Source organism: Enterobacter sp. B79-1, assembly GCF_057444735.1.
In genome coordinates, this window is record NZ_JBYAZJ010000003.1 from 109,682 (window position 1) to 132,581 (window position 22,900).

22 protein-coding genes are annotated in these 22,900 nt (G+C 55.4%); 7 read left to right on the forward strand and 15 right to left on the reverse strand.

Annotated features, from left to right (window positions below; translation table 11 throughout):
- Nucleotides 1-9: 9 nt before the first annotated feature.
- Together ampE and ampD are read right to left on the reverse strand one after the other, a co-directional pair.
- On the reverse strand, nucleotides 10-864 hold the full coding sequence (gene ampE, locus AC2T6E_RS10905) for a beta-lactamase regulator AmpE (protein WP_042718216.1): 855 nt from the start codon (nucleotides 862-864) through the stop codon (nucleotides 10-12).
- Between the two features lie 9 nt (nucleotides 865-873).
- Entirely contained in the window at nucleotides 874-1,425 is a 552-nt protein-coding gene (gene ampD, locus AC2T6E_RS10910) for a 1,6-anhydro-N-acetylmuramyl-L-alanine amidase AmpD (protein WP_010426943.1), read from the reverse strand.
- 87 nt (nucleotides 1,426-1,512) lie between these two features.
- Here ampD and nadC point away from each other — a divergent pair, with 87 nt between their 5' ends.
- From nadC to hofC, 4 genes are all read left to right on the forward strand, one after another.
- Nucleotides 1,513-2,406, forward strand: coding sequence for a carboxylating nicotinate-nucleotide diphosphorylase (gene nadC / locus AC2T6E_RS10915; protein ID WP_454539805.1), 894 nt, complete (start codon nucleotides 1,513-1,515; stop codon nucleotides 2,404-2,406).
- Nucleotides 2,407-2,579: 173 nt separating this feature from the next.
- Nucleotides 2,580-3,017 (forward strand): prepilin peptidase-dependent pilin, encoded by a 438-nt coding sequence (gene ppdD, locus AC2T6E_RS10920; RefSeq protein WP_182402901.1) that lies wholly within the window; start codon nucleotides 2,580-2,582, stop codon nucleotides 3,015-3,017.
- A gap of 12 nt (nucleotides 3,018-3,029) precedes the next feature.
- Nucleotides 3,030-4,412: a type II secretion system protein GspE gene (gene gspE / locus AC2T6E_RS10925; RefSeq protein WP_486692055.1), complete on the forward strand. Its 1,383-nt coding sequence runs from the start codon at nucleotides 3,030-3,032 to the stop codon at nucleotides 4,410-4,412.
- On the forward strand, nucleotides 4,402-5,586 hold the full coding sequence (gene hofC, locus AC2T6E_RS10930; RefSeq protein WP_486691672.1) for a protein transport protein HofC: 1,185 nt from the start codon (nucleotides 4,402-4,404) through the stop codon (nucleotides 5,584-5,586). Before gspE ends, hofC begins: the two co-directional genes overlap by 11 nt.
- A gap of 43 nt (nucleotides 5,587-5,629) precedes the next feature.
- Here the strand turns inward: hofC and AC2T6E_RS10935 are convergent, their stop codons facing one another.
- Nucleotides 5,630-6,673, reverse strand: coding sequence for a GMP reductase (locus tag AC2T6E_RS10935; RefSeq protein ID WP_486691674.1), 1,044 nt, complete (start codon nucleotides 6,671-6,673; stop codon nucleotides 5,630-5,632).
- A 228-nt stretch (nucleotides 6,674-6,901) separates the two neighbouring features.
- Here AC2T6E_RS10935 and coaE point away from each other — a divergent pair, with 228 nt between their 5' ends.
- Genes coaE through yacG form a run of 3 tightly spaced genes read left to right on the forward strand, consistent with a single transcriptional unit; the run spans nucleotide 6,902 to nucleotide 8,469 of the window.
- Nucleotides 6,902-7,522: a dephospho-CoA kinase gene (gene coaE, locus AC2T6E_RS10940; RefSeq protein ID WP_010426956.1), complete on the forward strand. Its 621-nt coding sequence runs from the start codon at nucleotides 6,902-6,904 to the stop codon at nucleotides 7,520-7,522.
- A complete protein-coding gene (gene zapD / locus AC2T6E_RS10945) occupies nucleotides 7,522-8,265 on the forward strand; it encodes a cell division protein ZapD (RefSeq protein ID WP_120159220.1) in 744 nt (247 codons plus the stop codon). The genes coaE and zapD overlap by 1 nt, the downstream gene beginning before the upstream one ends.
- 9 nt (nucleotides 8,266-8,274) lie before the next feature.
- A complete protein-coding gene (gene yacG / locus AC2T6E_RS10950; protein WP_010426960.1) occupies nucleotides 8,275-8,469 on the forward strand; it encodes a DNA gyrase inhibitor YacG in 195 nt (64 codons plus the stop codon).
- Nucleotides 8,470-8,503: 34 nt separating this feature from the next.
- On the opposite strand, the gene mutT is transcribed toward yacG, so the two are convergent.
- The 12 genes from mutT to murD all read right to left on the reverse strand — a co-directional run bounded on the left by mutT (nucleotide 8,504) and on the right by murD (nucleotide 22,898).
- On the reverse strand, nucleotides 8,504-8,896 hold the full coding sequence (mutT, locus tag AC2T6E_RS10955; RefSeq protein ID WP_325839366.1) for an 8-oxo-dGTP diphosphatase MutT: 393 nt from the start codon (nucleotides 8,894-8,896) through the stop codon (nucleotides 8,504-8,506).
- A gap of 57 nt (nucleotides 8,897-8,953) precedes the next feature.
- On the reverse strand, nucleotides 8,954-11,659 hold the full coding sequence (gene secA, locus AC2T6E_RS10960; RefSeq protein ID WP_108417090.1) for a preprotein translocase subunit SecA: 2,706 nt from the start codon (nucleotides 11,657-11,659) through the stop codon (nucleotides 8,954-8,956).
- Between the two features lie 59 nt (nucleotides 11,660-11,718).
- Nucleotides 11,719-12,222, reverse strand: a complete 504-nt coding sequence (secM, locus tag AC2T6E_RS10965; RefSeq protein WP_320743636.1) for a secA translation cis-regulator SecM — start codon at nucleotides 12,220-12,222, stop codon at nucleotides 11,719-11,721.
- Between the two features lie 277 nt (nucleotides 12,223-12,499).
- The gene (lpxC, locus tag AC2T6E_RS10970) at nucleotides 12,500-13,417 is read right to left on the reverse strand and encodes a UDP-3-O-acyl-N-acetylglucosamine deacetylase (RefSeq protein WP_010426966.1); all 918 of its coding nucleotides are present in this window, start codon (nucleotides 13,415-13,417) and stop codon (nucleotides 12,500-12,502) included.
- A gap of 101 nt (nucleotides 13,418-13,518) precedes the next feature.
- Complete coding sequence (ftsZ, locus tag AC2T6E_RS10975) at nucleotides 13,519-14,670, reverse strand: cell division protein FtsZ (protein ID WP_008501978.1); 1,152 nt, start codon at nucleotides 14,668-14,670, stop codon at nucleotides 13,519-13,521.
- 63 nt (nucleotides 14,671-14,733) lie between these two features.
- Entirely contained in the window at nucleotides 14,734-15,990 is a 1,257-nt protein-coding gene (ftsA, locus tag AC2T6E_RS10980; protein ID WP_010426970.1) for a cell division protein FtsA, read from the reverse strand.
- Nucleotides 15,987-16,829: a cell division protein FtsQ gene (ftsQ, locus tag AC2T6E_RS10985; protein WP_010426973.1), complete on the reverse strand. Its 843-nt coding sequence runs from the start codon at nucleotides 16,827-16,829 to the stop codon at nucleotides 15,987-15,989. Before ftsQ ends, ftsA begins: the two co-directional genes overlap by 4 nt.
- A gap of 1 nt (nucleotide 16,830) precedes the next feature.
- Complete coding sequence (locus tag AC2T6E_RS10990; protein ID WP_337256868.1) at nucleotides 16,831-17,751, reverse strand: D-alanine--D-alanine ligase; 921 nt, start codon at nucleotides 17,749-17,751, stop codon at nucleotides 16,831-16,833.
- A complete protein-coding gene (gene murC / locus AC2T6E_RS10995; protein ID WP_486691682.1) occupies nucleotides 17,744-19,219 on the reverse strand; it encodes a UDP-N-acetylmuramate--L-alanine ligase in 1,476 nt (491 codons plus the stop codon). The genes AC2T6E_RS10990 and murC overlap by 8 nt, the downstream gene beginning before the upstream one ends.
- Nucleotides 19,220-19,276: 57 nt before the next feature.
- Complete coding sequence (gene murG / locus AC2T6E_RS11000) at nucleotides 19,277-20,341, reverse strand: undecaprenyldiphospho-muramoylpentapeptide beta-N-acetylglucosaminyltransferase (RefSeq protein ID WP_108417093.1); 1,065 nt, start codon at nucleotides 20,339-20,341, stop codon at nucleotides 19,277-19,279.
- Nucleotides 20,338-21,582: a cell division protein FtsW gene (gene ftsW / locus AC2T6E_RS11005; RefSeq protein ID WP_042718662.1), complete on the reverse strand. Its 1,245-nt coding sequence runs from the start codon at nucleotides 21,580-21,582 to the stop codon at nucleotides 20,338-20,340. Before ftsW ends, murG begins: the two co-directional genes overlap by 4 nt.
- On the reverse strand, nucleotides 21,582-22,898 hold the full coding sequence (murD, locus tag AC2T6E_RS11010) for a UDP-N-acetylmuramoyl-L-alanine--D-glutamate ligase (RefSeq protein WP_042718665.1): 1,317 nt from the start codon (nucleotides 22,896-22,898) through the stop codon (nucleotides 21,582-21,584). The genes ftsW and murD overlap by 1 nt, the downstream gene beginning before the upstream one ends.
- Nucleotides 22,899-22,900 lie beyond the last annotated feature (2 nt).

Below are 22,900 nucleotides of genomic sequence, written 5' to 3' on the forward strand. Positions count from 1 at the left end.
CGCGCTGGCTTACACCAGCGTGCCGTAGATAGTCAGCAACGCCACGACCACAACCACCACGAACGACGTTTTCTTCGCCATGGAGACAGCGGCTTTCGGCGTTTCAATCTTGTCGGTGTGCGGCTCACGCGCCAGCGAGAACTGCGCCAGACGCGTTAACACCTGGTACTGCGACGTATGGCGGTCGGCAAGCGAGGCGAACCATGCAGGCAGCGCTTTTTCACCGTGACCAATTAACGCGTACACCACGCCCACCAGACGAACCGGGAGCCAGTCGAGCACGTGCAGGATGGCATCAATGCCTGACAGCAAGCGTTCATGCGGCGTCAGGTAACGGGCCAGCCAGGTCTGCCAGGCGCGCAGGAATGCATACCCCATCAGCAGTACCGGCCCCCACGGACCGCCCACCACGAACCAGAACAGCGGTGCCAGATAGTAGCGGAAGTTGATCCACAGCAGCGCATTTTGCAGCTCGCGCAGAAACTCGCGCTCGTCGCAGTCCGGCGGCACGCCGTGGATCATCGTCAGCTCGCTCGCCATGGCTCCGCGCGCATGGGCATCGTCACGGGAGGCGGCTTTAAGATAAGCGTGATAGTGCATACGCACTTTGCCCGCACCAATGCACAGCACCCCAAGCAGGATCCACACCACCAGCAGCGGCACGTTGAAAAACAGCCCGTACAGCGAGCGCAGGAGGAGGAAGGTAATAAGCATGACGCCCGCCATCATCAACAGCGTACGCAGCATGGAAAAATGTTTGATCCGGCGGAAAATCACCTCCAGCCGGTGATCCAGATGCCAGTGCTCGCCAAGTTTAAACAGGCGTTCAGCAATCATTACCAGCAGCATGGTAAACAACGTCATGGTATCTCCTTATTCTGACGACGCGGCGAGCATGGTGCGAAACCGGGACCAGTCAAAAGCCGGACCGGGATCGGTTTTTCTCACCGGGGCGATATCACTGTGTCCGGTAATATTTTCAGCGATTGCCGGATAGAGCCCGATAAGCGTTCGGGTCACGGCCGCTAGCTGTTGATACTGTGAATCGGTGTAGGGCGTGGTATCCGTGCCTTCCAGTTCGATCCCAATGGAGAAATCATTGCACCGTTCGCGCCCGTGATACATCGACACCCCAGCATGCCAGGCGCGCTTATCAAAAGGAACATATTGAACCACTTCTCCGTCGCGACGGATCAGACAATGTGCCGATACGCGCAGATGAGCAATTTCAGCAAAAAAGGGATGAGCATCGGGATCAATCGTTCCCGTGAATAACGCATCGATCCACGGACCGCCAAACTCACCCGGCGGAAGACTAATATTATGAACCACCAGCAGTGTGGGCTTTTCATCCTCCGGGCGGCAATCGTGGTGCGGCGAGGGCACGTGCCGCGCATCCACCAGCCATCCGTCTTCTAACAACATGCTGGAACTCCTTCTGTATGGTGCAATGACTCGGTTCAGAGTAGCATGTTTCAATATTATGATTCGTTACCAATTTGGAGTTTTATCATGCCGCCTCGCCGCTACAACCCCGACCACCGACGTGAAGCGCTTCTGGAACGTATTAACATGGATATCCCGGCAAGCGTTGCCCATGCGTTGAAAGAAGACCTGGGCGGTGACGTCAGCGCCGAAAACGATATTACCGCACAGTTGTTGCCAAAAGAGACACGCTCCCACGCGGTCATCATCACGCGTGAAGACGGCGTTTTTTGCGGCAAGCGTTGGGTTGAAGAGGTCTTTACCCAGCTGGCAGGTGATGATGTGCAGGTAACCTGGCACGTGGAAGACGGCGACACCGTCACGGCGAACCAGCCGCTATTTGAGCTCGATGGCCCGTCCCGCGTGCTGCTCACCGGCGAACGCACCGCGCTGAACTTCGTCCAGACCTTGTCCGGGGTAGCAAGCGAAGTACGTCGCTACGTTGACCTGCTGGCCGGTACCCGCACGCAGCTGCTGGATACCCGTAAAACCCTGCCGGGCCTGCGTACCGCGCTGAAATACGCGGTGCTGTGCGGCGGCGGCGCAAACCATCGTCTGGGGTTGTCAGATGCCTTCCTGATTAAAGAGAACCACATTATTGCCTCTGGCTCCGTGCGCCAGGCGGTGGAAAAAGCCTTCTGGCTCCACCCGGACGTGCCGGTTGAAGTGGAAGTGGAAAATCTGGAAGAGCTTGAGCAGGCGATTAAGGCCGGGGCTGACATCATCATGCTGGATAACTTTGAAACCGAGCAGATGCGTGAGGCGGTAAAACTGACGAACGGACAAGCGCAGCTTGAGGTATCCGGCAACGTGACGTTCGATACCCTCCGTGAATTCGCGGAAACCGGCGTTGATTTTATCTCCGTAGGTGCCCTCACCAAGCATGTGCGGGCTCTCGATCTCTCCATGCGCTTTAAGTAATCCCGTTATCCCCCTTCACGCGAAGGGGGAAATACAGCCTTCATCGCAAATCTTTTGCCCTTCCCTGTAACGCTACGTTAAATCCCTGAAAGCCCATTCACGTTTCCTTTTTTGCCCCTCGTTTCTGCGCCCTCTCACTGCCAGAGTAGCGGCACTTAACCTAAGGAGCAGACATGAACAGACAAAAAGGATTCACGCTCATTGAGCTAATGGTGGTGATTGGCATTATTGCCATCCTGAGCGCCATCGGCATACCCGCGTACCAGAACTACCTGCGAAAAGCCGCACTCACCGATATGCTGCAAACGTTTGTCCCTTATCGCACGGCTATCGAGCTTTGCGCGCTGGACCACGGTGGCGTGGAGGGTTGTGATGCGGGAACGAACGGCATCCCCTCTCCGACGACGACACGTTATGTTTCAGCGATGAGCGTGGCGAAAGGCGTCGTGTCGTTAACGGGGCAGGAGAGCCTGAACGGGCTGGAGGTTCTCATGACGCCGCTCTGGAGCGACGGCAATGGCATGACGGGCTGGACACGTGACTGCAAGATCGACTCTGACAGCGCGCTCAAGCAGGCCTGTGAAGACGTTTTCCGCTTCGACACTCACTAACGGGAGCGGATGATGAATACCGAGCAACTCGTCGCACTATGCCTGCGTCATCACGCCGTGCTACTGACCAGCGATACCGACACGATCAGCATTGCCGTAGCGGGAAATCCCGGCAATGAACTGATGGAAGCATTGCGTTTCGCGACGCAAAAACGGATTGATATCGAATGCTGGAGCGTTGAACGCATGGAAAAGCACCGGCAGATGGCATCACAATCTCATCTCCCCGTCGTATCAGCACCGCACTCCGCGGTAGATATCCTCAACCACACGCTGCAGCAGGCGATAAGCCAACGCGCATCCGACATTCATATTGAACCGATGGAGCACGCCTGCCAGATCCGTTTACGCATCGACGGCGTGCTTTGCCCGCAGCCACCGCTTTCCGCGGCGCTGGCGACCATGCTCATCGCTCGCTTAAAGGTGTTGGGCAATCTGGATATTGCGGAGCGCCGTTTGCCTCAGGATGGTCAGTTTACGGTTGAGGTAGCCAACGAGCCGGTCTCCTTCCGTATCTCTACGCTCCCCTGTAGCGGTGGTGAGAAAATTGTGCTGCGCCTGCTGCATCAGGTTCAACAGGCGCTGGAACCCGCTAAGCTGGGAATGAATGCCGAACAGCTGGCCTGCTTTAACGAGGCCCTTCATCGTCCGCAAGGCTTGATCCTGGTGACGGGCCCCACCGGCAGCGGGAAAACCGTATCGCTTTACAGCGCGTTGCAGGCGCGTAACACTCAGGACGTCAACATCTGCAGCGTGGAAGATCCGATTGAGATACCGCTTGCCGGGTTGAACCAGACGCAGATTAATCCCCGAGCAGGATTAACCTTCCAGAGTGTGCTGCGGGCGCTGCTTCGTCAGGATCCCGACATCATCATGGTGGGCGAAATCCGTGACGGCGACACCGCAGAGATCGCCATCAAGGCCGCGCAAACCGGGCATCTGGTGCTGTCTACGCTCCATACCAATTCAACAGCGGAGACGCTTATTCGTCTTCAACAAATGGGAGTCGCCCGGTGGATGCTCTCCTCAGCGCTTTCGCTGGTGATTGCCCAGCGGCTGGTTCGCCGCCTGTGTCCCCACTGTCGCCATGAAGCCAGCGGCCGTGAAGAATTACCTCGCGCTCTTTGGCCCAGGCCGCTTCCGCGCTGGCAACCTACAGGCTGCGATCGCTGTTATCACGGTTTTTATGGCCGCGTGGCGATTTTTGAAGTGCTGTCCATCGACAGCACGCTTCGGCAGGCGATTGCCAGCGGAGCAAGCATAGAGGTGATAGAGGGCAGCGCCCGTCAGGCGGGAATGACATCGCTGTTTGAGCATGGCTGTATGGCTGTAGAAGAAGGGCTCACCACGATCGAAGAGGTCGTCCGCGTCATGGGAATGCCCGATGGCTGTTAATCAACTCTGGCGATGGCGGGCGCTTACTGCGGAGGGTGAAATCCGCACGGGCACGCTTTGGGCTATCAGTCGAGAAGCTGCTTGCAGCAGCTTAGAACAACGGCGTCTTCATCCGCTGGCGCTCAATCGGTCATTGCTGCGTCCTCGATGGCAGCGTCTTCACTGCTACGATATCTTTCGCCAGCTCGCGACGCTGCTGCAGGCTGGCCTGACGTTGTCTCACAGCCTGCAAATGCTGGCGGAACAGCATCCGTTAAAGCATTGGCAGGCTCTGCTTCACAGCCTTGCTGACGATCTCAGTGGAGGCTGTTCCTTTTCTGCGTCAATGAATAAATGGCCGGAGGTGTTTAGCCCGCTTTATGTCTCCATGGTAAAGACAGGCGAGCTAACGGGGAAGCTGGAGGAGTGCTGTCGCCAGCTCGCACAGCAACAAAAAGCCCAGGAGCAGCTCGGTGCAAAAGTCAAAAAGGCGCTGCGCTATCCCACGATCATTCTGACCCTTGCAGCGCTGGTGGTGCTGGCGATGGTGACGCTGGTGCTGCCCGAGTTCGCCGCAATCTATAAAACGTTTAATACTCCCCTGCCCTGGCTCACGCAGGCGGTCATGGGGTTAGCCGCCGCTATTCAGGGGCACATTGTCACGCTTTTTGCCCTGCTTCTTATTTTGGTTGTTGCCGCCTGTAAGCTACGACGGCATTCGCGCTGGCAGCGCATGCTGCTGCATCTGCCCGTGATGGGCGTACTGGCGCGTGGGCAAAAATTGGGGCAGATATTTACCGTACTGTCATTAACCCAGCAAGCCGGGATCGCCTTTTTGCAGGGGCTGGAAAGTGTGGAAGAGACGGTTGAAAGCGGGTACTGGCAAACCAAAATGCGGGAGGTACGCGAACATATCGAGCAAGGAATGCCCGTGTGGTCAGCCTTTCAGCAGGCATCTGTCTTTACACCGCTGTGCATACAGCTGATTCGAACCGGTGAAATCGCGGGTGCGCTTGATGTGATGCTGGCGAACCTTGCCCGCCACCATACGGAACAGACATTTCAACAAGCAGACAATCTGGCTGCGCTTCTGGAGCCGCTGCTGTTGATTGTGACAGGGTTGATTATCGGCACGCTGGTGGTCGCAATGTATCTGCCGATATTCCATCTGGGGGATGCCATGAGTGCGGGATAGTACAGAAGAGTGCTGGCGCACGGACATGCGCCAGCCAGCGGTATTACAGGCTATTGAAAACGCGGTTTTCCTGTTCCTGAACGCGAATAAACGTTGTGCGTTTCGTCAGCTCTTTCAGGCGGGATGCTCCCACGTAGGTACAGGCCGAGCGCAGGCCGCCGAGGATATCGCGCGCGGTATATTCAACCGGGCCGCGCAATGGCAGCTTCACGGTTTTGCCTTCCGCCGCACGGTATTTTGCCACGCCACCGACGTGACGGGTCATCGCGGATTCAGAGCTCATACCGTAGAACAGCATGAATTTCTCGCCATCTTCTTCAACGACGGTACCACCACTCTCTTCATGACCTGCCAGCATACCGCCGAGCATCACGAAGTCCGCACCGCCGCCAAAGGCTTTCGCAACATCACCCGGCATGGTGCAACCACCATCGCTGATGATCTGACCGCCCAGGCCGTGCGCGGCGTCAGCGCATTCAATCACGGCAGACAGCTGCGGATAACCGACACCGGTTTTCACGCGCGTAGTACATACGGAACCCGGACCAATGCCTACTTTTACAATATCTGCACCGGAGAGGATCAGTTCTTCACACATTTCACCGGTCACCACGTTGCCCGCAATGATGGTCTTAGTCGGCCAGGCTTCACGCGCTTTGCTGACAAACTGGACGAAGTGTTCGGAATAACCATTCGCCACATCAATGCACACAAAGTTAAGCGCCGGGTTAGCGTTCAGGATATGTTTGGTTTTTTCGAAATCCGCGTCTGAGGTGCCGGTAGAGACCATCACATGCTTCACCACATCCGCGGATGCAGAGGCGACAAACGCATTCCACTCTTCGGTACTGTAGTGTTTGTGAACCGCGGTAAGAATATCGAACTGTGCCAGGGCCGTTGCCATCTCAAAGGTACCGACCGTATCCATATTGGCAGCGATAATCGGCACGCCAGACCAGGTCTGACCGGAATGTTTAAAGGTGAATTGACGTTCGAGTTCAACGTCTGAGCGACTTTTCAGTGTAGAGCGTTTAGGGCGGATAAGAACGTCTTTAAAACCTAACTTCAGATCTTCTTCAATACGCATGTGCGGATTCCTGGGGTTAGAGGCAAATATGTTAAAAGCACAACTCCAGTGACGTTATCATACGCACTAATACCTGCTCCGCAAGACTGCGAAATTCTCTTTTTTTACGCTACAATCCTATAAATTTACCTGATAAAAAGCAGGTAACGAGAGCTAAACACTCGCGGTAGAAAGTTTGAATTTCAACCAATTGATTTTAATAATGAATAATTCCCAGGATTCGATTTAATGGGGTATATCGTCGCATTAACCGGCGGCATCGGTAGTGGAAAAAGTACCGTTGCGGACGCGTTTTCTCGTCTGGGTATCACGATTATTGATGCCGATATCATTGCCCGTCAGGTGGTAGAGCCAAATACACCCGCACTCAAGGCCATCAAGGCACACTTTGGCCCCGTCATCCTCAATGCGGATGGCACGCTCAATCGCCGCCAGCTTCGTGAATGCATTTTTTCTGATTCTGCAGAAAAAGCCTGGCTTAATGCCCTGCTGCATCCCATTATCCACCAGGAAACCCAGCGTCAGATTGCCGCAGCACGTTCGCCTTATGTGCTCTGGGTCGTTCCACTGTTGGTAGAAAATCAGCTGCAACATAAAGCCGATCGGGTATTGGTGATAGATGTCTCCCCCGAAACGCAAATCCTACGAACCGTGGCGCGGGATCGGGTCTCACGTGAACATGCTGAACACATTCTTGCCGCACAGGCCACGCGCGCTCAGCGCCTTGCCGTTGCGGATGATGTTATTGATAATAACGGCGCACCAGATGCGATTGCATCGGATGTTGCCCGTCTGCACGCGCAGTATCTGACGTTCGCCGCGCAGGCCGTTGCACAGGAAAAACCATAATGTCGACCCACATCCTTTTTGAGCACCCACTTAACGAAAAAATGCGTACCTGGCTGCGCATCGAATTTCTCATTCAACAGCTTTCGCATCATCTGCCTGTTAACGATCATGCCACCGCCCTGCATTTCTTCCGCAACGTTGGCGATCTGCTGGATGTGATTGAACGCGGCGATGTCCGCACAGAATTGCTCAAAGAGCTGGAGCGCCAGCAGCGTAAATTACAGGCATGGACAGAAGTGCCAGGCGTAGACCAGAGCCGTATCGACGCGCTCCGCCAGGAGTTGAAAAGCAGCAGTGCCATTTTGATGGCCGCACCGCGCGTCGGGCAGTTTTTGCGTGAAGATCGCCTGATCGCTCTGGTGCGCCAGCGTCTCAGCATCCCTGGCGGTTGCTGCAGCTTCGACCTGCCGACCCTGCACATGTGGCTTCATATGCCGCAGGCACAGCGTGACGCTCAGGTGAACAGCTGGCTGGCAAGCCTGGAGCCAATGAATCAAACGCTCTCGCTGATCCTCGATCTTATCCGTAACTCAGCCCCGTTCCGCAAGCAAACCAGCCTGAACGGTTTCTACCAGGATAACGGGGATGATGCCGATCTGTTACGCCTGAATTTATCGCTGGGTGAGCAGCTTTACCCGCAAATTTCGGGGCATAAGAGTCGTTTTGCGATTCGCTTTATGCCGCTGGACAGTGAAAATGGCACCGTGCCGGAACGCCTCGATTTTGAACTGGCCTGTTGTTAAGGAGTGCCGATGTCTGACGTAACCACCGTAAACTGCCCGACCTGTGGCAAAACCGTTGTCTGGGGCGAAGTGAGCCCATTTCGCCCATTCTGTTGCAAGCGCTGCCAGCTCATTGACCTGGGCGAATGGGCCGCGGAAGAGAAACGCATTCCAAGCGAAGGCGATCTCTCTGACAGTGATGACTGGAGCGAAGAGCAGCGATAGCCTTTAATGCCTGCTGGCGCTTCGCTTAGCAGGCCTACAGGTTGCCCGTCAGGCGGGATATGACGGGCGCATTTGCCGGAGGAAATTTGTCGGCATCACTTGCCTTAAGCTCAACCCAGTTACCCGGCTGTCCCTCTTTCCCCCAGGGCTCGCCTTCCCAGCTTTCCACCAGCCAGAACCACAGCGTGATGTGCCTATCCGGGAACTGGTATTCGAGCTTATCAAACAGCGTTGCGCCAAGCGGGGTGATCCCCACCTCTTCCTGAAGCTCCCGAACCAGCGCCTGTTCCGGCGTTTCACCCGACTCGATTTTTCCGCCAGGAAACTCCCACTTGTTCGCCATATGGGCGTCGGCAGCGCGCTGGGTGATGAAAATTTGGTTTTGCGGGTTGCGAATAATCCCGACGGCAATTTGCAGTGTTTTCATATTGTGACTTCCATAAAAAAGGCGCAGTAATCTGCGCCTTTTCGGGTTGTTAACGTCTTAGCTCAGACGGCCGTGGCACGCCTTGTACTTTTTACCGGAACCACATGGGCACGGATCGTTACGGCCCACTTTACGATCGCCAGTCTGCGCTGCGATCGCCGCTGCGGCTTCGCTTTCGTCAGTCTGGTGACTCAGCTGTTGCATCTGTGCCAGACGCTCAGCTTCTTCACGACGCTGCTGCTCCATCGCTTCTACTTCTTCCGGCATACGCACCTGAACTTTGCTCAGGGTGCTGATGACTTCATACTTCAGCGATTCCAGCATAGCAGCAAACATGGAGAAGGATTCACGCTTGTACTCCTGCTTCGGATCTTTCTGCGCATAGCCGCGCAGGTGGATACCCTGGCGCAGGTAGTCCATCGCCGCCAGGTGCTCTTTCCACAGGGAGTCGAGCGTCTGCAGCATCACGCCTTTTTCGAAGTGACGCATCATCTCTTCGCCAACGACCTCTTCCTTACGCTTGTACACGTCCAGAGCAGTTTCGAAGATACGTTCACGCAGCGTCTCTTCGTGCAGCTCAGGCTCTTTGTCCAGCCACTCTTTGATTGGCAGTTCAAGGTCGAAATCATTTTTCAGACGTTCCTGCAGACCTTCGATATCCCACATTTCCTCCAGAGACTGCGGAGGAATATGCGCATCGATCGTCGCTTTGAACACGTCTTCACGGATACTGTTGATGGTTTCACTCACGTCGGACACGTCCAGCAGTTCGTTACGCTGGGTATAGATTGCACGACGCTGATCGTTGGCAACATCATCATATTCCAGCAGCTGCTTACGAATATCGAAGTTACGGCTTTCCACTTTACGCTGTGCGTTAGCAATCGCTTTGGTGACCCATGGGTGCTCAATCGCTTCGCCAGGCTTCATACCCAGTTTACGCATCATGCCGGACACGCGGTCGGAGGCAAAAATACGCATCAGCGCATCTTCCATAGACAGGTAGAAGCGAGAAGAACCGGCATCACCCTGACGGCCCGCACGGCCACGCAGCTGGTTATCGATACGACGAGATTCGTGACGCTCGGTACCAATGATGTGCAGACCACCCGATGCCAGCACGGCATCGTGACGCACCTGCCAGTCGGCTTTGATCTGCGCAATTTGTTCTGGTGTTGGGTTTTCCAGCTCCGCCACTTCGGCCTGCCAGCTACCGCCGAGCATAATATCCGTACCACGACCCGCCATGTTGGTGGCGATGGTCACGGCTCCCGGATAACCCGCCTGCGCAACGATATCTGCTTCTTTGGCGTGGAATTTGGCGTTAAGAACGTTGTGCTTAATGCCCGCTTTAGTCAGCTCGTTGGAAACCACTTCGGATTTCTCAATGGAGATGGTCCCCACCAGCACCGGCTGGCCCGCCGCGGTACGATCGCGAATATCTTCGATGATCGCCTGAATTTTTTCCGCTTCGGTCATGTACACCAGATCCGGCATATCCTTACGGATCATCGGACGGTTGGTAGGAACAACCACGGTATCCAGCTTGTAGATAGAGCTGAATTCAAACGCTTCGGTATCTGCAGTACCGGTCATCCCTGCCAGCTTCTCGTACAGACGGAAGTAGTTCTGGAAGGTAATAGACGCCAGCGTCTGGTTTTCGTTTTGAATATCAACGCCTTCTTTCGCTTCAACCGCCTGGTGCAGACCGTCAGACCAGCGACGCCCTTGCATAGTACGGCCGGTATGTTCATCAACGATGATCACTTCACCGTCTTTAACGATGTAATCAACATCGCGAGTGAACAGCGCGTGCGCGCGCAGTGCGGCCGTCACGTGGTGCATCAACATGATGTTAGTTGGAGAGTAAAGAGACTCACCCTCTTCCATAATGCCCTGAGCCACCAGCAGTTCTTCAATCTGAACCAGACCACGTTCGGTCAGGTTAACCTGGCGCGCTTTTTCATCAACAGAGAAGTGACCTTCACCCTGGAAGGTATCGGAGTCTTCTTTCTCCTGACGCAGCAGGTGCGGAATGATTTTGTCGACTTTACGGTACATTTCAGAGCTGTCTTCGGCCGGGCCGGAGATGATCAGCGGGGTACGCGCTTCATCGATCAGGATGGAATCCACCTCATCCACCAGCGCATAGTGCAGCTTGCGCTGTACGCGCTCTTCAGGGCTGAACGCCATGTTGTCGCGCAGGTAGTCGAAGCCGTATTCGTTGTTGGTGCCGTAGGTGATGTCTGCGTTATAGGCTTCACGCTTGGCGGGTGCAGGCAGACCGGACATGTTGATGCCCACGGTCAAGCCTAAGAATTCAAACAGCGGACGGTTGTTTTCGGCGTCACGCTGTGCCAGATAGTCGTTGACGGTGACGACGTGAACGCCTTTACCGGTCAGTGCGTTCAGGTAAGCGGGCAGCGTCGCGGTCAGGGTTTTACCTTCACCGGTACGCATTTCCGCGATGCAGCGCTCGTTGAGCACCATACCACCCAGCAGCTGCACGTCGAAGTGACGCATACCGAAAACGCGTTTACTCGCTTCACGCACGACAGCGAACGCTTCCGGGATCAGGCTTTCCAGGGTTTCGCCTTTTTCCAGACGCGCGCGGAACTCCGCCGTTTTCGCCTTCAGCTCGTCATCTGACAGCTTTTCCATCGCCGGTTCCATACCGTTGATGACGGCAACAGCTTTACGCATACGGCGCAGGGTACGATCGTTACGACTACCAAAAACTTTGGTTAATAATTTGATTAACATAATAAATTCTCAAACGCCCCAGATGGGCAGATAAATTAAGGTATTGAAATAAGGTTAATTTAGCTGAGGCGTTGCGGTCCGGCACGGATGCCGTGAACCTGGCTTATCCATGTCGAGACAGAAAATGTGGCAGGCGGAATGAATGCGAATTGCGCCGTCTGACGAACCATGACCGGCGGCTGGCTGTCCTGCGTGAGCAGCGCGTTGAGCGTGTCCAGCAGAGCAAGGTGCTGAGCCTGAACCGGCAGCGTCTCTTCAGCAACAGGCATGGTCTGCGGTGCCATCGCGAAGGACAGATGGCGGATAACCGTGCGGATAGCGTGTTGATGCCAGTAATCAACCGAGAAGTTTGGGCGGCGATTCGCTTCAAGCAGTGCGAGGCTGGTAAAATTAACCCGCGTGGTGAGATCGTGCTTGGTGGTGGAGGTTTTTGTCGGTGTTGCCGCTTCAGCACTGTTGCTGAGCGCAGGCAAGCCGAGGCTCGCCGCGACCATCCCCAATAAGAGATGCGGCCAGAAGTAACGTCTGCCAAATTGTCGCCAGCGCGTCAGTATTCCGCTCACCTGCTCCACCCAATAAGCCAGCCTTGCAGAGACTGAGTTCAGTTATTCTTTTTAGCGCCCAGATATTACCACTAAAGCCAATGCGCAGCAGCAGGAATGACGTAATGCAGCAGGGAAAAACGGTCAAGAATGCAGCTAACGCAAAGATTTTCTACGCCAGACGGGCGTGAGGATAAACCGGGGATAACAAAGAAGTGTAAAAATAAAAACGACTGGCCTTCCTGGTCGGAGAGAGTACCAGGTTAACCAGTCGATTTTTTACGAACGGTATAGACCGTTACGCCAGAACCATGTTTGGTGCTTTGAAGGCCAGCGGCAGTTCAGCTTCGTCTTCAAAGGTCACATATTCCCAGGCTTCCTGTTTTGCCAGGACGGCCTGCAACAATTTGTTGTTCAGCGCATGACCGGATTTAAACGCGGTAAATGCACCAATGATGTTGTGACCACACATAAACAGGTCGCCGATCGCATCCAGCATTTTGTGACGAACGAATTCATCTTCAAAACGCAGGCCGTCTTCGTTCAGTACGCGATAATCGTCAACAACGATGGCACAATCGAAGCTACCGCCCAGGCACAGGCCGCGGGACTGCAGATATTCGATATCACGCATAAAGCCGAACGTACGAGCACGGCTGATCTGACGCATAAACGCATCAGCAGAGAAGTTCATAGCATAGCGCTGGGTGCTGGAGTCAATCGCCGGATGGTTAAAGTCGATGGTAAAGTCCAACGAGAAACCATTGTACGGTTTGAATTCAGCCCACTTGTCGCCATCTTCGACACGAACGGTCTCTTTGATGCGAACAAATTTCTTCGCGCAGTTCAGTTCTTCGATGCCGGCATCCAGCAACAGATAGACGAACGGTGCAGCACTACCATCCATGATCGGGATTTCTGGTGCATCGACTTCAACAATAATGTTGTCGATACCCAGACCCGCCAGGGCGGCGTTCAGGTGCTCTACGGTAGAAATCCGCACGTCATGCTCGTTCACCAGGCAAGTACAGAGCATTGTATCACGCACAGATTTGGCATCGGCCGGAAAATCTACCGGTGGATTCAAGTCGGTGCGACGATAGATGACCCCGGTATTGGCCGGCGCAGGGCGCAGCGTCAGGGTGACTTTCTTGCCGGTATGTAAACCGACACCAGTCGCCTGAACGATACGTTTAAGTGTCCTTTGTTTGATCATCGTATAATCTCGCCAAATTAACTATCCAACCGAGAGTGTATATCACTAACGGTGGGCCAGTTTAGCACAAAGAGCGAAAATCCCCAAATTCCAGCCAATTCCTAGTCAGCTTGCTTACGCAGGAACGCCGGGATATCCAGATAATCTGGCTCTTTTGCCGTTTGTGGAGTCGGGTCGTTTACCACTTTCGCGGCCGGTTTCTGCTCCTGAGTCAGTGGAGACATACCGTGCTGCTGGTAACGATCCATCACCGGCTGCTGAGTCTGTTTGTTGGTGACCAGCGTGATCTCAGGACGCTTGTCCATACCGATCCCGGTGGCAACAACAGTAACGCGCAGTTCGTCGTTCATTTCAGGGTCAAGGGAGGTACCGATTACCACAGTAGCGTTGTCAGAGGCGAACGCACGGATGGTGTTACCCACGGTTTCGAACTCATCCAAACGCAGGTCAAAGCCAGCGGTAATGTTGACCAGCACGCCGCGCGCACCAGACAGATCGATATCTTCCAGCAGTGGAGAAGAGATAGCCATTTCAGCCGCTTCTTCTGCACGGTCTTCACCGCTCGCCACGCCAGAGCCCATCATCGCGTAGCCCATTTCGGACATCACGGTACGAACGTCTGCAAAGTCAACGTTCATCAGACCAGGGCGGGTAATCAGTTCAGCGATACCCTGAACCGCGCCTTTCAGCACGTCGTTTGCTGCGCCAAAGGCGTCCAGCAGGGAAATACCGCGACCCAGAACTTTCAGCAGTTTGTCGTTCGGGATGGTAATCAGAGAGTCCACATGTTTGGACAGCTCGGTGATACCCTGCTCCGCGAAGGCCATACGCTTCTTGCCTTCGAAGTTGAAAGGCTTGGTCACGACAGCAACGGTCAGGATACCTAAATCTTTTGCCACTTCAGCCACGACAGGTGCTGCACCGGTACCGGTACCGCCGCCCATGCCCGCTGCGATGAAGACCATATCCGCACCTTCCAGTGCAGCACGCAGGGCTTCACGATCTTCTTCAGCCGCGTTGCGACCGACTTCCGGGTTAGCCCCAGCGCCCAGCCCTTTGGTGATGCCACCGCCGATCTGGATAGTCTGGCCAACTGCCGTCTTACGCAGTGCCTGCGCATCGGTGTTAACTGCAAAGAATTCAACACCTTCAATGCGTTCACGCACCATATGCTCTACGGCGTTACCGCCGCCGCCACCGACGCCGATGACTTTAATCACCGCGTCGTTGGTCAGTTCCATAGGTTCAAACATAATCTCTCTCTCCGTTGTGCCTGTCGCCCGAGACCGCTAATTCTCTCCGGTCTCTTAAAAAAATTAAAACTCTTTTCGCAACCAGGTGTTAAGTCGTTTGACCCACGACCCCACCGAGACGCGTTTTTCCACTTCTGCCTCACCACTCAAATGGGATTCTTTCCCGTAGTGCAGCAGGCCCACGGCCGTTGAATAATACGGCTCCTGAGCGTAATCCGTTAAACCGGTGATATTCAGCGGCGCACCAATACGCACCTGCGTATGGAACACGCGCTGAGCGCAGGCCGCAAGACCTTCAATTTGCGCTGCCCCGCCGGTTAATACAATCCCCGCCGCAAGATGATGCTTAACACCCTGCTGACGAAGCTGTTCCTGTAACTGCAAAATCTCTTCGTTGACCAGGTTGAGCAGCTCGGTATAGCGCGGCTCAATTACCTCTGCCAGCGTCTGGCGCTGCAGGCTGCGCGGTGGACGACCACCTACGCTCGGCACTTCAACGCTCTCATCTTTGCCCACGATAGAACCCAGTGCGCAACCGTGGCGGACTTTAATTGCCTCTGCATCGCTCGGTGGCGTACCAAAGGCGTAGGCAATATCGCTGGTCACAACGTTCCCTGCGTAAGGGATCACTTTGGTGTGGCGCAACGCGCCGCCGGTATAGACAGCCATGTCCATTGTACCACCACCAATATCGACCACACAGACGCCCAGTTCACGTTCATCTTCGGTCAGCACGGAATAACTCGCGGCCAGACCGGCGAAAATAAGTTGGTCAACTTTCAGTCCACAACGTTCAACGGCTTTAACGATGTTCTTCGCCATATCGTTGTGACATGTGATCAGGTGCACTTTTGCCTGCATACGTACGCCGGAAAGACCCACCGGATTCTTAATCCCTTCCTGGTAGTCGATCGCATATTCCTGCGGGATCACGTGCAGTACGCGATGCTCATCGCGCACGCGCACGGACTTCGCCGTATGCACAACATTCTCTACATCTTCCTGCGTCACTTCTTCTTCTGAAATCGGCACCATACCGATTTCGTTCTGGCAGCTGATGTGCTTGCCAGAAAGGGCCAGATAGACAGAAGAAATCTGGCAATCTGCCATTAATTCAGCCTGATCGATGGCGCGCTGAACGCATTTCACCACCGACTCAAGGTCGTTTACCCCACCTTTATCCATACCACGGGATGGGCAACTCCCCACGCCAATGATATTGACCATACCGTCGGGCAGAACTTCCCCTACTAAAGCGGCAACCTTCGCGGTGCCAATCTCCAGTCCAACTACCAGTTTTCTGTCCGTCGCCTTGATCATTGTTGTTCTGCCTGTACCTGTGCCTGATTCTGTTGCTGATTAGGTTCCTCGACCGGAGCCGGCTCCCAACCGACTGCTGCGCCTGAGTCATAGCGCAAATCAACGTAGCTTATCCGTTTGCCGTCCGTCTGCGCCTGCTGCTGTAAAACCGGGTAAAGTTCTACAAATCGCGCCAGACGTTTCATTGTGTCGCCGCGGCCAAGGTTGAGCTTGATCCCGTTCGTTAACGTCAGTTGCCAGGAGCGGCGCGCCGTCATTGCGGCATCTTTTAACGTAAAGCGATCCTTAGCCAGCACCTGCCCCATCTCGCGGAAACCTTGTAACACTTCGTTTTCGCTGCCTTCAGGGCCATACAACATCGGTAAATTTTGCTTGTTGACGCGATCGCTTGGGACGCTGAAGGAATTTCCGTCTACGTCTACCATGTGCTGATCATTCCAACGCGCAATGGGCACATATTCAACCAGATGAATCTTCAATTCATCAGGCCATTGCTTTCTTACACTCGCCTGTTTTATCCACGGCAGACGTTCAATCTGGCTCTGGATAATATTGACGTCCTGGGTCATAAAGGTGCCAGGTGAGCCCAGGGCCAGAATAGACTGGCGAATATCATCGTTACGCGTGTAGTGACGCTCGCCGGTCACCACCAGCTTAGAGAGCGGTAAACGCTGCGCATCTTCCATCCAGCCCAGCACCATCCAGCCGCTGATAAACACGGTGCACAGCACCCCGAGCAGGAAGATAATTCCTGCAAGACGCGTTCCATTACTCCGGCGTGAAGACGTATATTCTTCCTCTTCATCGCGGTTGCGCGTGTTCAATGCAGCCTGAGACATATCAGCCCGCCTGGTCCAGAATACGTACGACTAACTGTGAGAAGCTCATCCCCGCCTGACGCGCTGCCATCGGTACAAGGCTATGGCTCGTCATACCGGGTGAGGTGTTGGCTTCCAGCAGGTAAAATTGCCCGTCACCGTCGAGCATGACATCAATGCGTCCCCAGCCGCGGCAGCCTAAAACATTCCAGGCTTTGAGCACCAGAGACTGTAATTCGGCTTCACGTTCTGCTTCAAGACCACTTGGACAGAAATATTGCGTCTCATCAGAGAGATACTTCGCCTCATAATCATAGAAGACTCCGGCGGGTTGGATGCGAATTGACGGTAAAATTTCTTCGCCAAGCATCGCAACAGTAAATTCCGGCCCGCTGAGCCATTTTTCAATCAGAACTTCTTCATCATGTTGAAATGCCAATGTTAAAGCGGCAGATAAATCCTCAGCTTTATCAACTTTAGACATCCCGACGCTCGACCCTTCACGGCTCGGCTTAACAATAACCGGTAAGCCCAGCGCGGCAATGCGTGTATTAACGCTGTCCGAGAGGCCCAATTCAAATTCAGTACGCGTCAGAGCAACCCATGGCGCAACGGGGAGACCCGCGCCCTGCCACAGCAGTTTGCTGCGCAGTTTATCCATGGAAATGGCGGACGCCATCACGCCGCTGCCGGTGTACGGCAGGCCGATTAACTCCAGCAGCCCTTGCAATGTACCGTCTTCACCGCCACGACCGTGCAGCGCAATGAAAACTTTATCGAAGCCCATCGCTTTCAGCTGGGTCACATCAATCTCTTTCGGATCGACCGGATGCGCATCGACGCCACCTTCACGCAGGCCCGCCAGAACGGCAGTGCCAGAATTCAGGGACACTTCGCGCTCGGCGGAGGTGCCGCCAAACAGGACAGCAATCTTATCAGCCATGACACTCGTCCTCCGGAGTTTGCGGCTTCAGTTTGATTTCAGCTAAGGTACGGGCGATTTTGCCGATATTTCCCGCACCCTGAATCAGAATCAAATCATTGCCCGTCAATACCGGTGCCAGAATCTCAGCCACCTGAGCGGGTTCAGAAACCAAAATAGGGTCCACTTTACCGCGTCCACGAATGGTACGACACAAAGAACGGCTGTCTGCCCCCGGAATCGGAGTTTCGCCCGCTGAATAAACATCCAGCATCAGCAGCGTATCCACCTGCGACAGCACGTTGGCGAAATCGTCATACAGATCGCGGGTACGGGTGTAGCGGTGGGGCTGGAAAATCATCACCAGATTTTTGTCCGGCCAGCCCGCACGAGCCGCTTTGATCGTGGCGTCCACTTCCGTTGGGTGGTGACCGTAATCGTCTACCAGCATCGCGGAACCCGGTTTACCGTTCACTGCGTCCAGCGGGAATTCACCCAGGAAGTCGAAGCGACGGCCTGTACCCTGGAAGCTTTCCAGCGCGCGCAGGATCGCATCATCATCAATGCCTTCCTCCGTCGCTACCGCAACTGCCGCCGCCGCATTCAGGGCGTTGTGGCGACCTGGCGCATTCAACGTCACGTGCAGCAGTTCTTTGTCCTGACGCGCCAGGGTGAAATGCCCCTGCGCACCAATCTGTTTGTACTCTTCCACACGAACATCAGCATCTTCGCTGAAGCCATAAGTGGTGATCTGACGCCCGACGCGCGGCAGCAGCTCGCGGATCACCGGATCGTCAACGCACATTACCGCACGGCCATAGAACGGCAGGTTGTGCAGGAAGTTAATAAACGTCTGCTTTAAGTTTTCGAAGTCGCCCTGGTAAGTATCCATATGGTCAGCTTCGATATTGGTGACAATCGCCACCATCGGCTGCAGGTGCAGGAACGACGCATCGCTCTCATCCGCTTCCGCAATCAGGTAACGGCTGTGGCCCAGACGCGCATGGACGCCTGCCGCTTTCACCAGGCCACCGTTAACGAACGTCGGGTCCAGACCCGCTTCCGCATAAATGCTGGATACCATAGCCGTGGTTGTGGTTTTACCGTGCGTGCCCGCAACGGCGATACCGTGACGAAAACGCATCAGTTCCGCCAGCATCTCAGCGCGGCGGATCACCGGAATACGCGCTTCATGTGCGGCAACGATTTCCGGGTTGTCAGAGGAGATGGCGCTCGACACCACCACCACGCTCGCATCGCGCACGTTTTCCGGGCGATGGTTGAAATAGATAGTCGCCCCAAGCGACGCCAGCTGCTGCGTGACAGGGTTTGGCGCCAGGTCAGACCCGCTGATCTGATAACCTTCGTTAGCTAACACTTCGGCAATACCGCCCATGCCAGCACCACCGATGCCAACAAAGTGAATGTGCCGGACGCGACGCATCTCGGGCACGATAGAACGCAGTTTTGCCAGTTGTTGTGTATTCATTCTCTAAACGCCATCGACTACTTAAAAATTCGTGCCGCGCTTCACGCGCTGCGAGGGTTAAGCCTGGGCTGCCAGGCTCACTTCTTTTGCCACTCGTTCCGTTGCATCCGGGATAGCCGCCGCGCGCGCGCGCTGTGCCATTTCCAGCAATGCGTCTCTGTTCCAGCCCGCCAGAGTGGTGGCGACCGCATCGGCGGTAAATTGTGGCTGCTCAAAAATCTTCGCGGCACCGGCTTTCTCTAGCGGCAGCGCATTCCAGTACTGCTGTCGGTCTTTGTGCTGGAACGGCACAAACAGCGCTGGCAGACCCGCGGCAGCGATTTCGCTCACCGTTAATGCGCCAGAACGACAGACCACGACATCGGCCCAGGCATAAGCTGCGGCCATATCGTCAATAAATTCCGTTACGTTGTGCTGCGGTTGCCCCGCTTCGGCGTAAGCCTGCTCAACGGTCTGCTGAGCACCTTTACCGCTCTGATGCCAGATGGTCACGGCATCGCCCAGCTTTGCGGCCACCTGCGGCATCGTCTGGTTCAGGATGCGTGCCCCCTGAGAACCACCGACGACCAGCACGCGTACCGGACCTTCACGACCATTGAGGCGAGCGTCAGGCAGCGGCAGCGCCAGCACATCGACGCGCACCGGGTTTCCGACGACGTCTGCTTTCGGGAATGCGCCGGGGAATGCCTGCATCACTTTGGTGGCAATTTTCGCCAGCCACTTGTTGGTCAGACCGGCGATACCGTTCTGCTCATGCAGCACAACCGGGATGCCCAGGGACCACGCCGCCAGCCCACCAGGACCAGACACGTACCCGCCCATTCCCAGCACCACATCAGGCTTAAACTGCTTCATGATGGTGCGGGCCTGACGCCAGGCGTTAAAAATACGCACCGGTGCCAGCAGCATTGCCTTGAGACCTTTGCCTCGCAGGCCAGAAATACGTATAAAGTCGATCTCAATACCGTGTTTCGGTACCAGATCGGCCTCCATGCGGTCTGCGGTTCCCAGCCAGCGTACCTGCCAGCCCTGATCCATTAAATGGTGCGCAACCGCCAGCCCCGGAAACACGTGTCCGCCGGTACCGCCTGCCATCACCATTAACCGCTTCGGTTGATTCATCGTGAACCTCGTGTAAACGCCTGGGCTTTCTCCAGACGCGTCTCATAATCTATGCGCAACAAAAACATGATGGCCGTCGACATGATCAACAGACTCGAACCACCATAACTGATCAGCGGCAACGTCAGGCCCTTAGTCGGCAGCATACCCGCTGCGGCCCCGACGTTAACCAATGCCTGGAAGCTAAACCAGATACCAATTGAACAGGCTAAGAAACCTGAGAAGCGGTGATCGATCTCCAGCGCTTTTCGGCCAATCGACATGGCGCGGAAAGCGACGAAGAATACCATTAATAGCGCTAATACCACACCGATATAACCCAGTTCTTCCCCAATAATGGAGAAGATGAAGTCGGTGTGTGCCTCCGGCAAATACTCCAGTTTTTGCACCGAGTTGCCCAGGCCTTGCCCCCAGACTTCACCGCGGCCAAACGCCATCAGCGACTGCGTCAGCTGATAACCGCTGCCGAACGGGTCTTCCCACGGGTTCCAGAACGAGGTCACGCGGCGGATACGGTAAGGCTCGGCGAGGATCAGCAGCACAACCGCCGAAATCCCCATCCCGATGATGGCGATGAACTGCCACAGCTTTGCACCCGCCAGGAACAGCATCGCCAGCGTGGTGACAAACAGTACCACCACGGTACCAAGGTCAGGCTGCGCCAGCAGCAGGATCGCTAGCACCAGAATTACGCCCATCGGCTTTAAGAAGCCGCGAAGGTTATTACGAACTTCATCAACCTTACGCACCAGGTAGTTCGCCAGGTAGCAGAACAGGGACAGCTTGGTAAATTCCGCAGGCTGAATACGCAGTGGACCAAAGGCGATCCAGCGCGATGCCCCGTTAACGGAGCTCCCGACAACAAGTACGATCAGCAGCATGATAATGGACGCAATCAGCATGGCTGTACTGTGCCGCTGCCAGAACGACATCGGCAGACGTAAGGTCACCAGCGCCAGGCAGAACGCCAGAATGATGTACAGCCCGTCACGCTTGGCAAACAGGAAGGGATCGTTAGCCAGACGCTGCCCGACCGGCATAGAGGCCGAGGTCACCATGATAAAGCCGATCGCCGCCAGCCCCAGCGTAAGCCAGAAGAGCATGCGGTCATACATGATCAGGCTATCGGAATCCTTATCCCGGGAAGCCATCACCCAGCCTTTCAGTGCCGCAAACAGCCACACCAGAATTCCAAATCCTGGCAGGCGCGGCATTTTCAGGCGAGGGAGAGATAAACGCATCAGCCTAACTCCTTCGCCAGGCGGGTAAAGACATCACCACGCTGTTCGAAATTCTTGAATTGATCGAGGCTGGCGCAAGCCGGAGAGAGCAGCACCATGTCGCCTGGCTTCACGCGCGGCGCGATCAGGCGCAGCGCCTGTTCCATGGTCTCAGTTTGCTCGGCGATCTCCGGGCGCAGTTCAGCCAGCTCGCTGCCGTCACGACCAAAGCAGTACAGGCGGATGTTATCTCCGGAGAGATACTGTTTCAGAGAGGAGAAATCTGCAGATTTTCCATCACCACCCAGCAGCAAATGCAGCGTACCCTCAACGTGAAGACCGTTCAGCGCGGCCTCCGTGCTTCCCACGTTGGTGGCTTTGGAGTCGTTAATCCAGCGCACGCCGTTATGTTCCAGTGCTAACTGGAAGCGGTGCGCCAGACCGGTAAATGTGGTCAACGCTTTCAGGCTGGAAGAACGAGGCAGGCCAACGGCATCCGCCAGCGCCAGTGCTGCCAGCGCGTTGGTGTAGTTATGCTGACCGCAAAGCGTCATCTCTTTCACGTTCAGCACTTTTTCGCCCTTCACGCGCAGCCAGGTTTCACCCTGCTGACGGTTCAGGTGGTAATCACCCATGGTGATCCCAAAGCTGATGCAGCGGTCATCTGCACCGCGCACCGGCATGGTCAACGCGTCGTCGGCATTAACCACGCAGACTTTCGCATTTTCATAAACGCGCAGCTTAGCCGCGCGGTACTGCTGCAAACCAAAGGGATACCGGTCCATATGATCTTCAGTCACGTTGAGGATCGTCGCGGCAGCCGCGTGCAGGCTGGAGGTGGTTTCAAGCTGGAAGCTGGAAAGTTCCAGCACGTACAGCTCACAGCCTTTATCCAGCAGCATCAGGGCTGGCAGGCCAATATTGCCGCCAACACCGACGTTCTTACCCGCCGCTTTTGCCATCTCGCCGACAAGCGTAGTGACCGTGCTTTTACCATTTGAGCCGGTAATGGCGATAATCGGAGCCTGCGCTTCTCGACAGAACAGTTCGATGTCCCCGACAATCTCTACGCCCGCATCGGATGCGGCGCTGAGTGATGGGTGCGCCAGCGCCATACCCGGACTGGCAACAATCAGATCGGCGGCCAGCAGCCAGTCATCATTCAGACCACCAAGGTGGCGTTCAACCTGTTCCGGCAGCTTGTCCAGACCCGGCGGAGAGACACGCGTATCCATCACGCGTGGCGTGACGCCGCGCGCAAGGAAAAAGTCCACGCAGGAAAGGCCCGTGAGGCCCAACCCGATGATAACGACTTTTTTACCCTGGTAATCTGCCATGA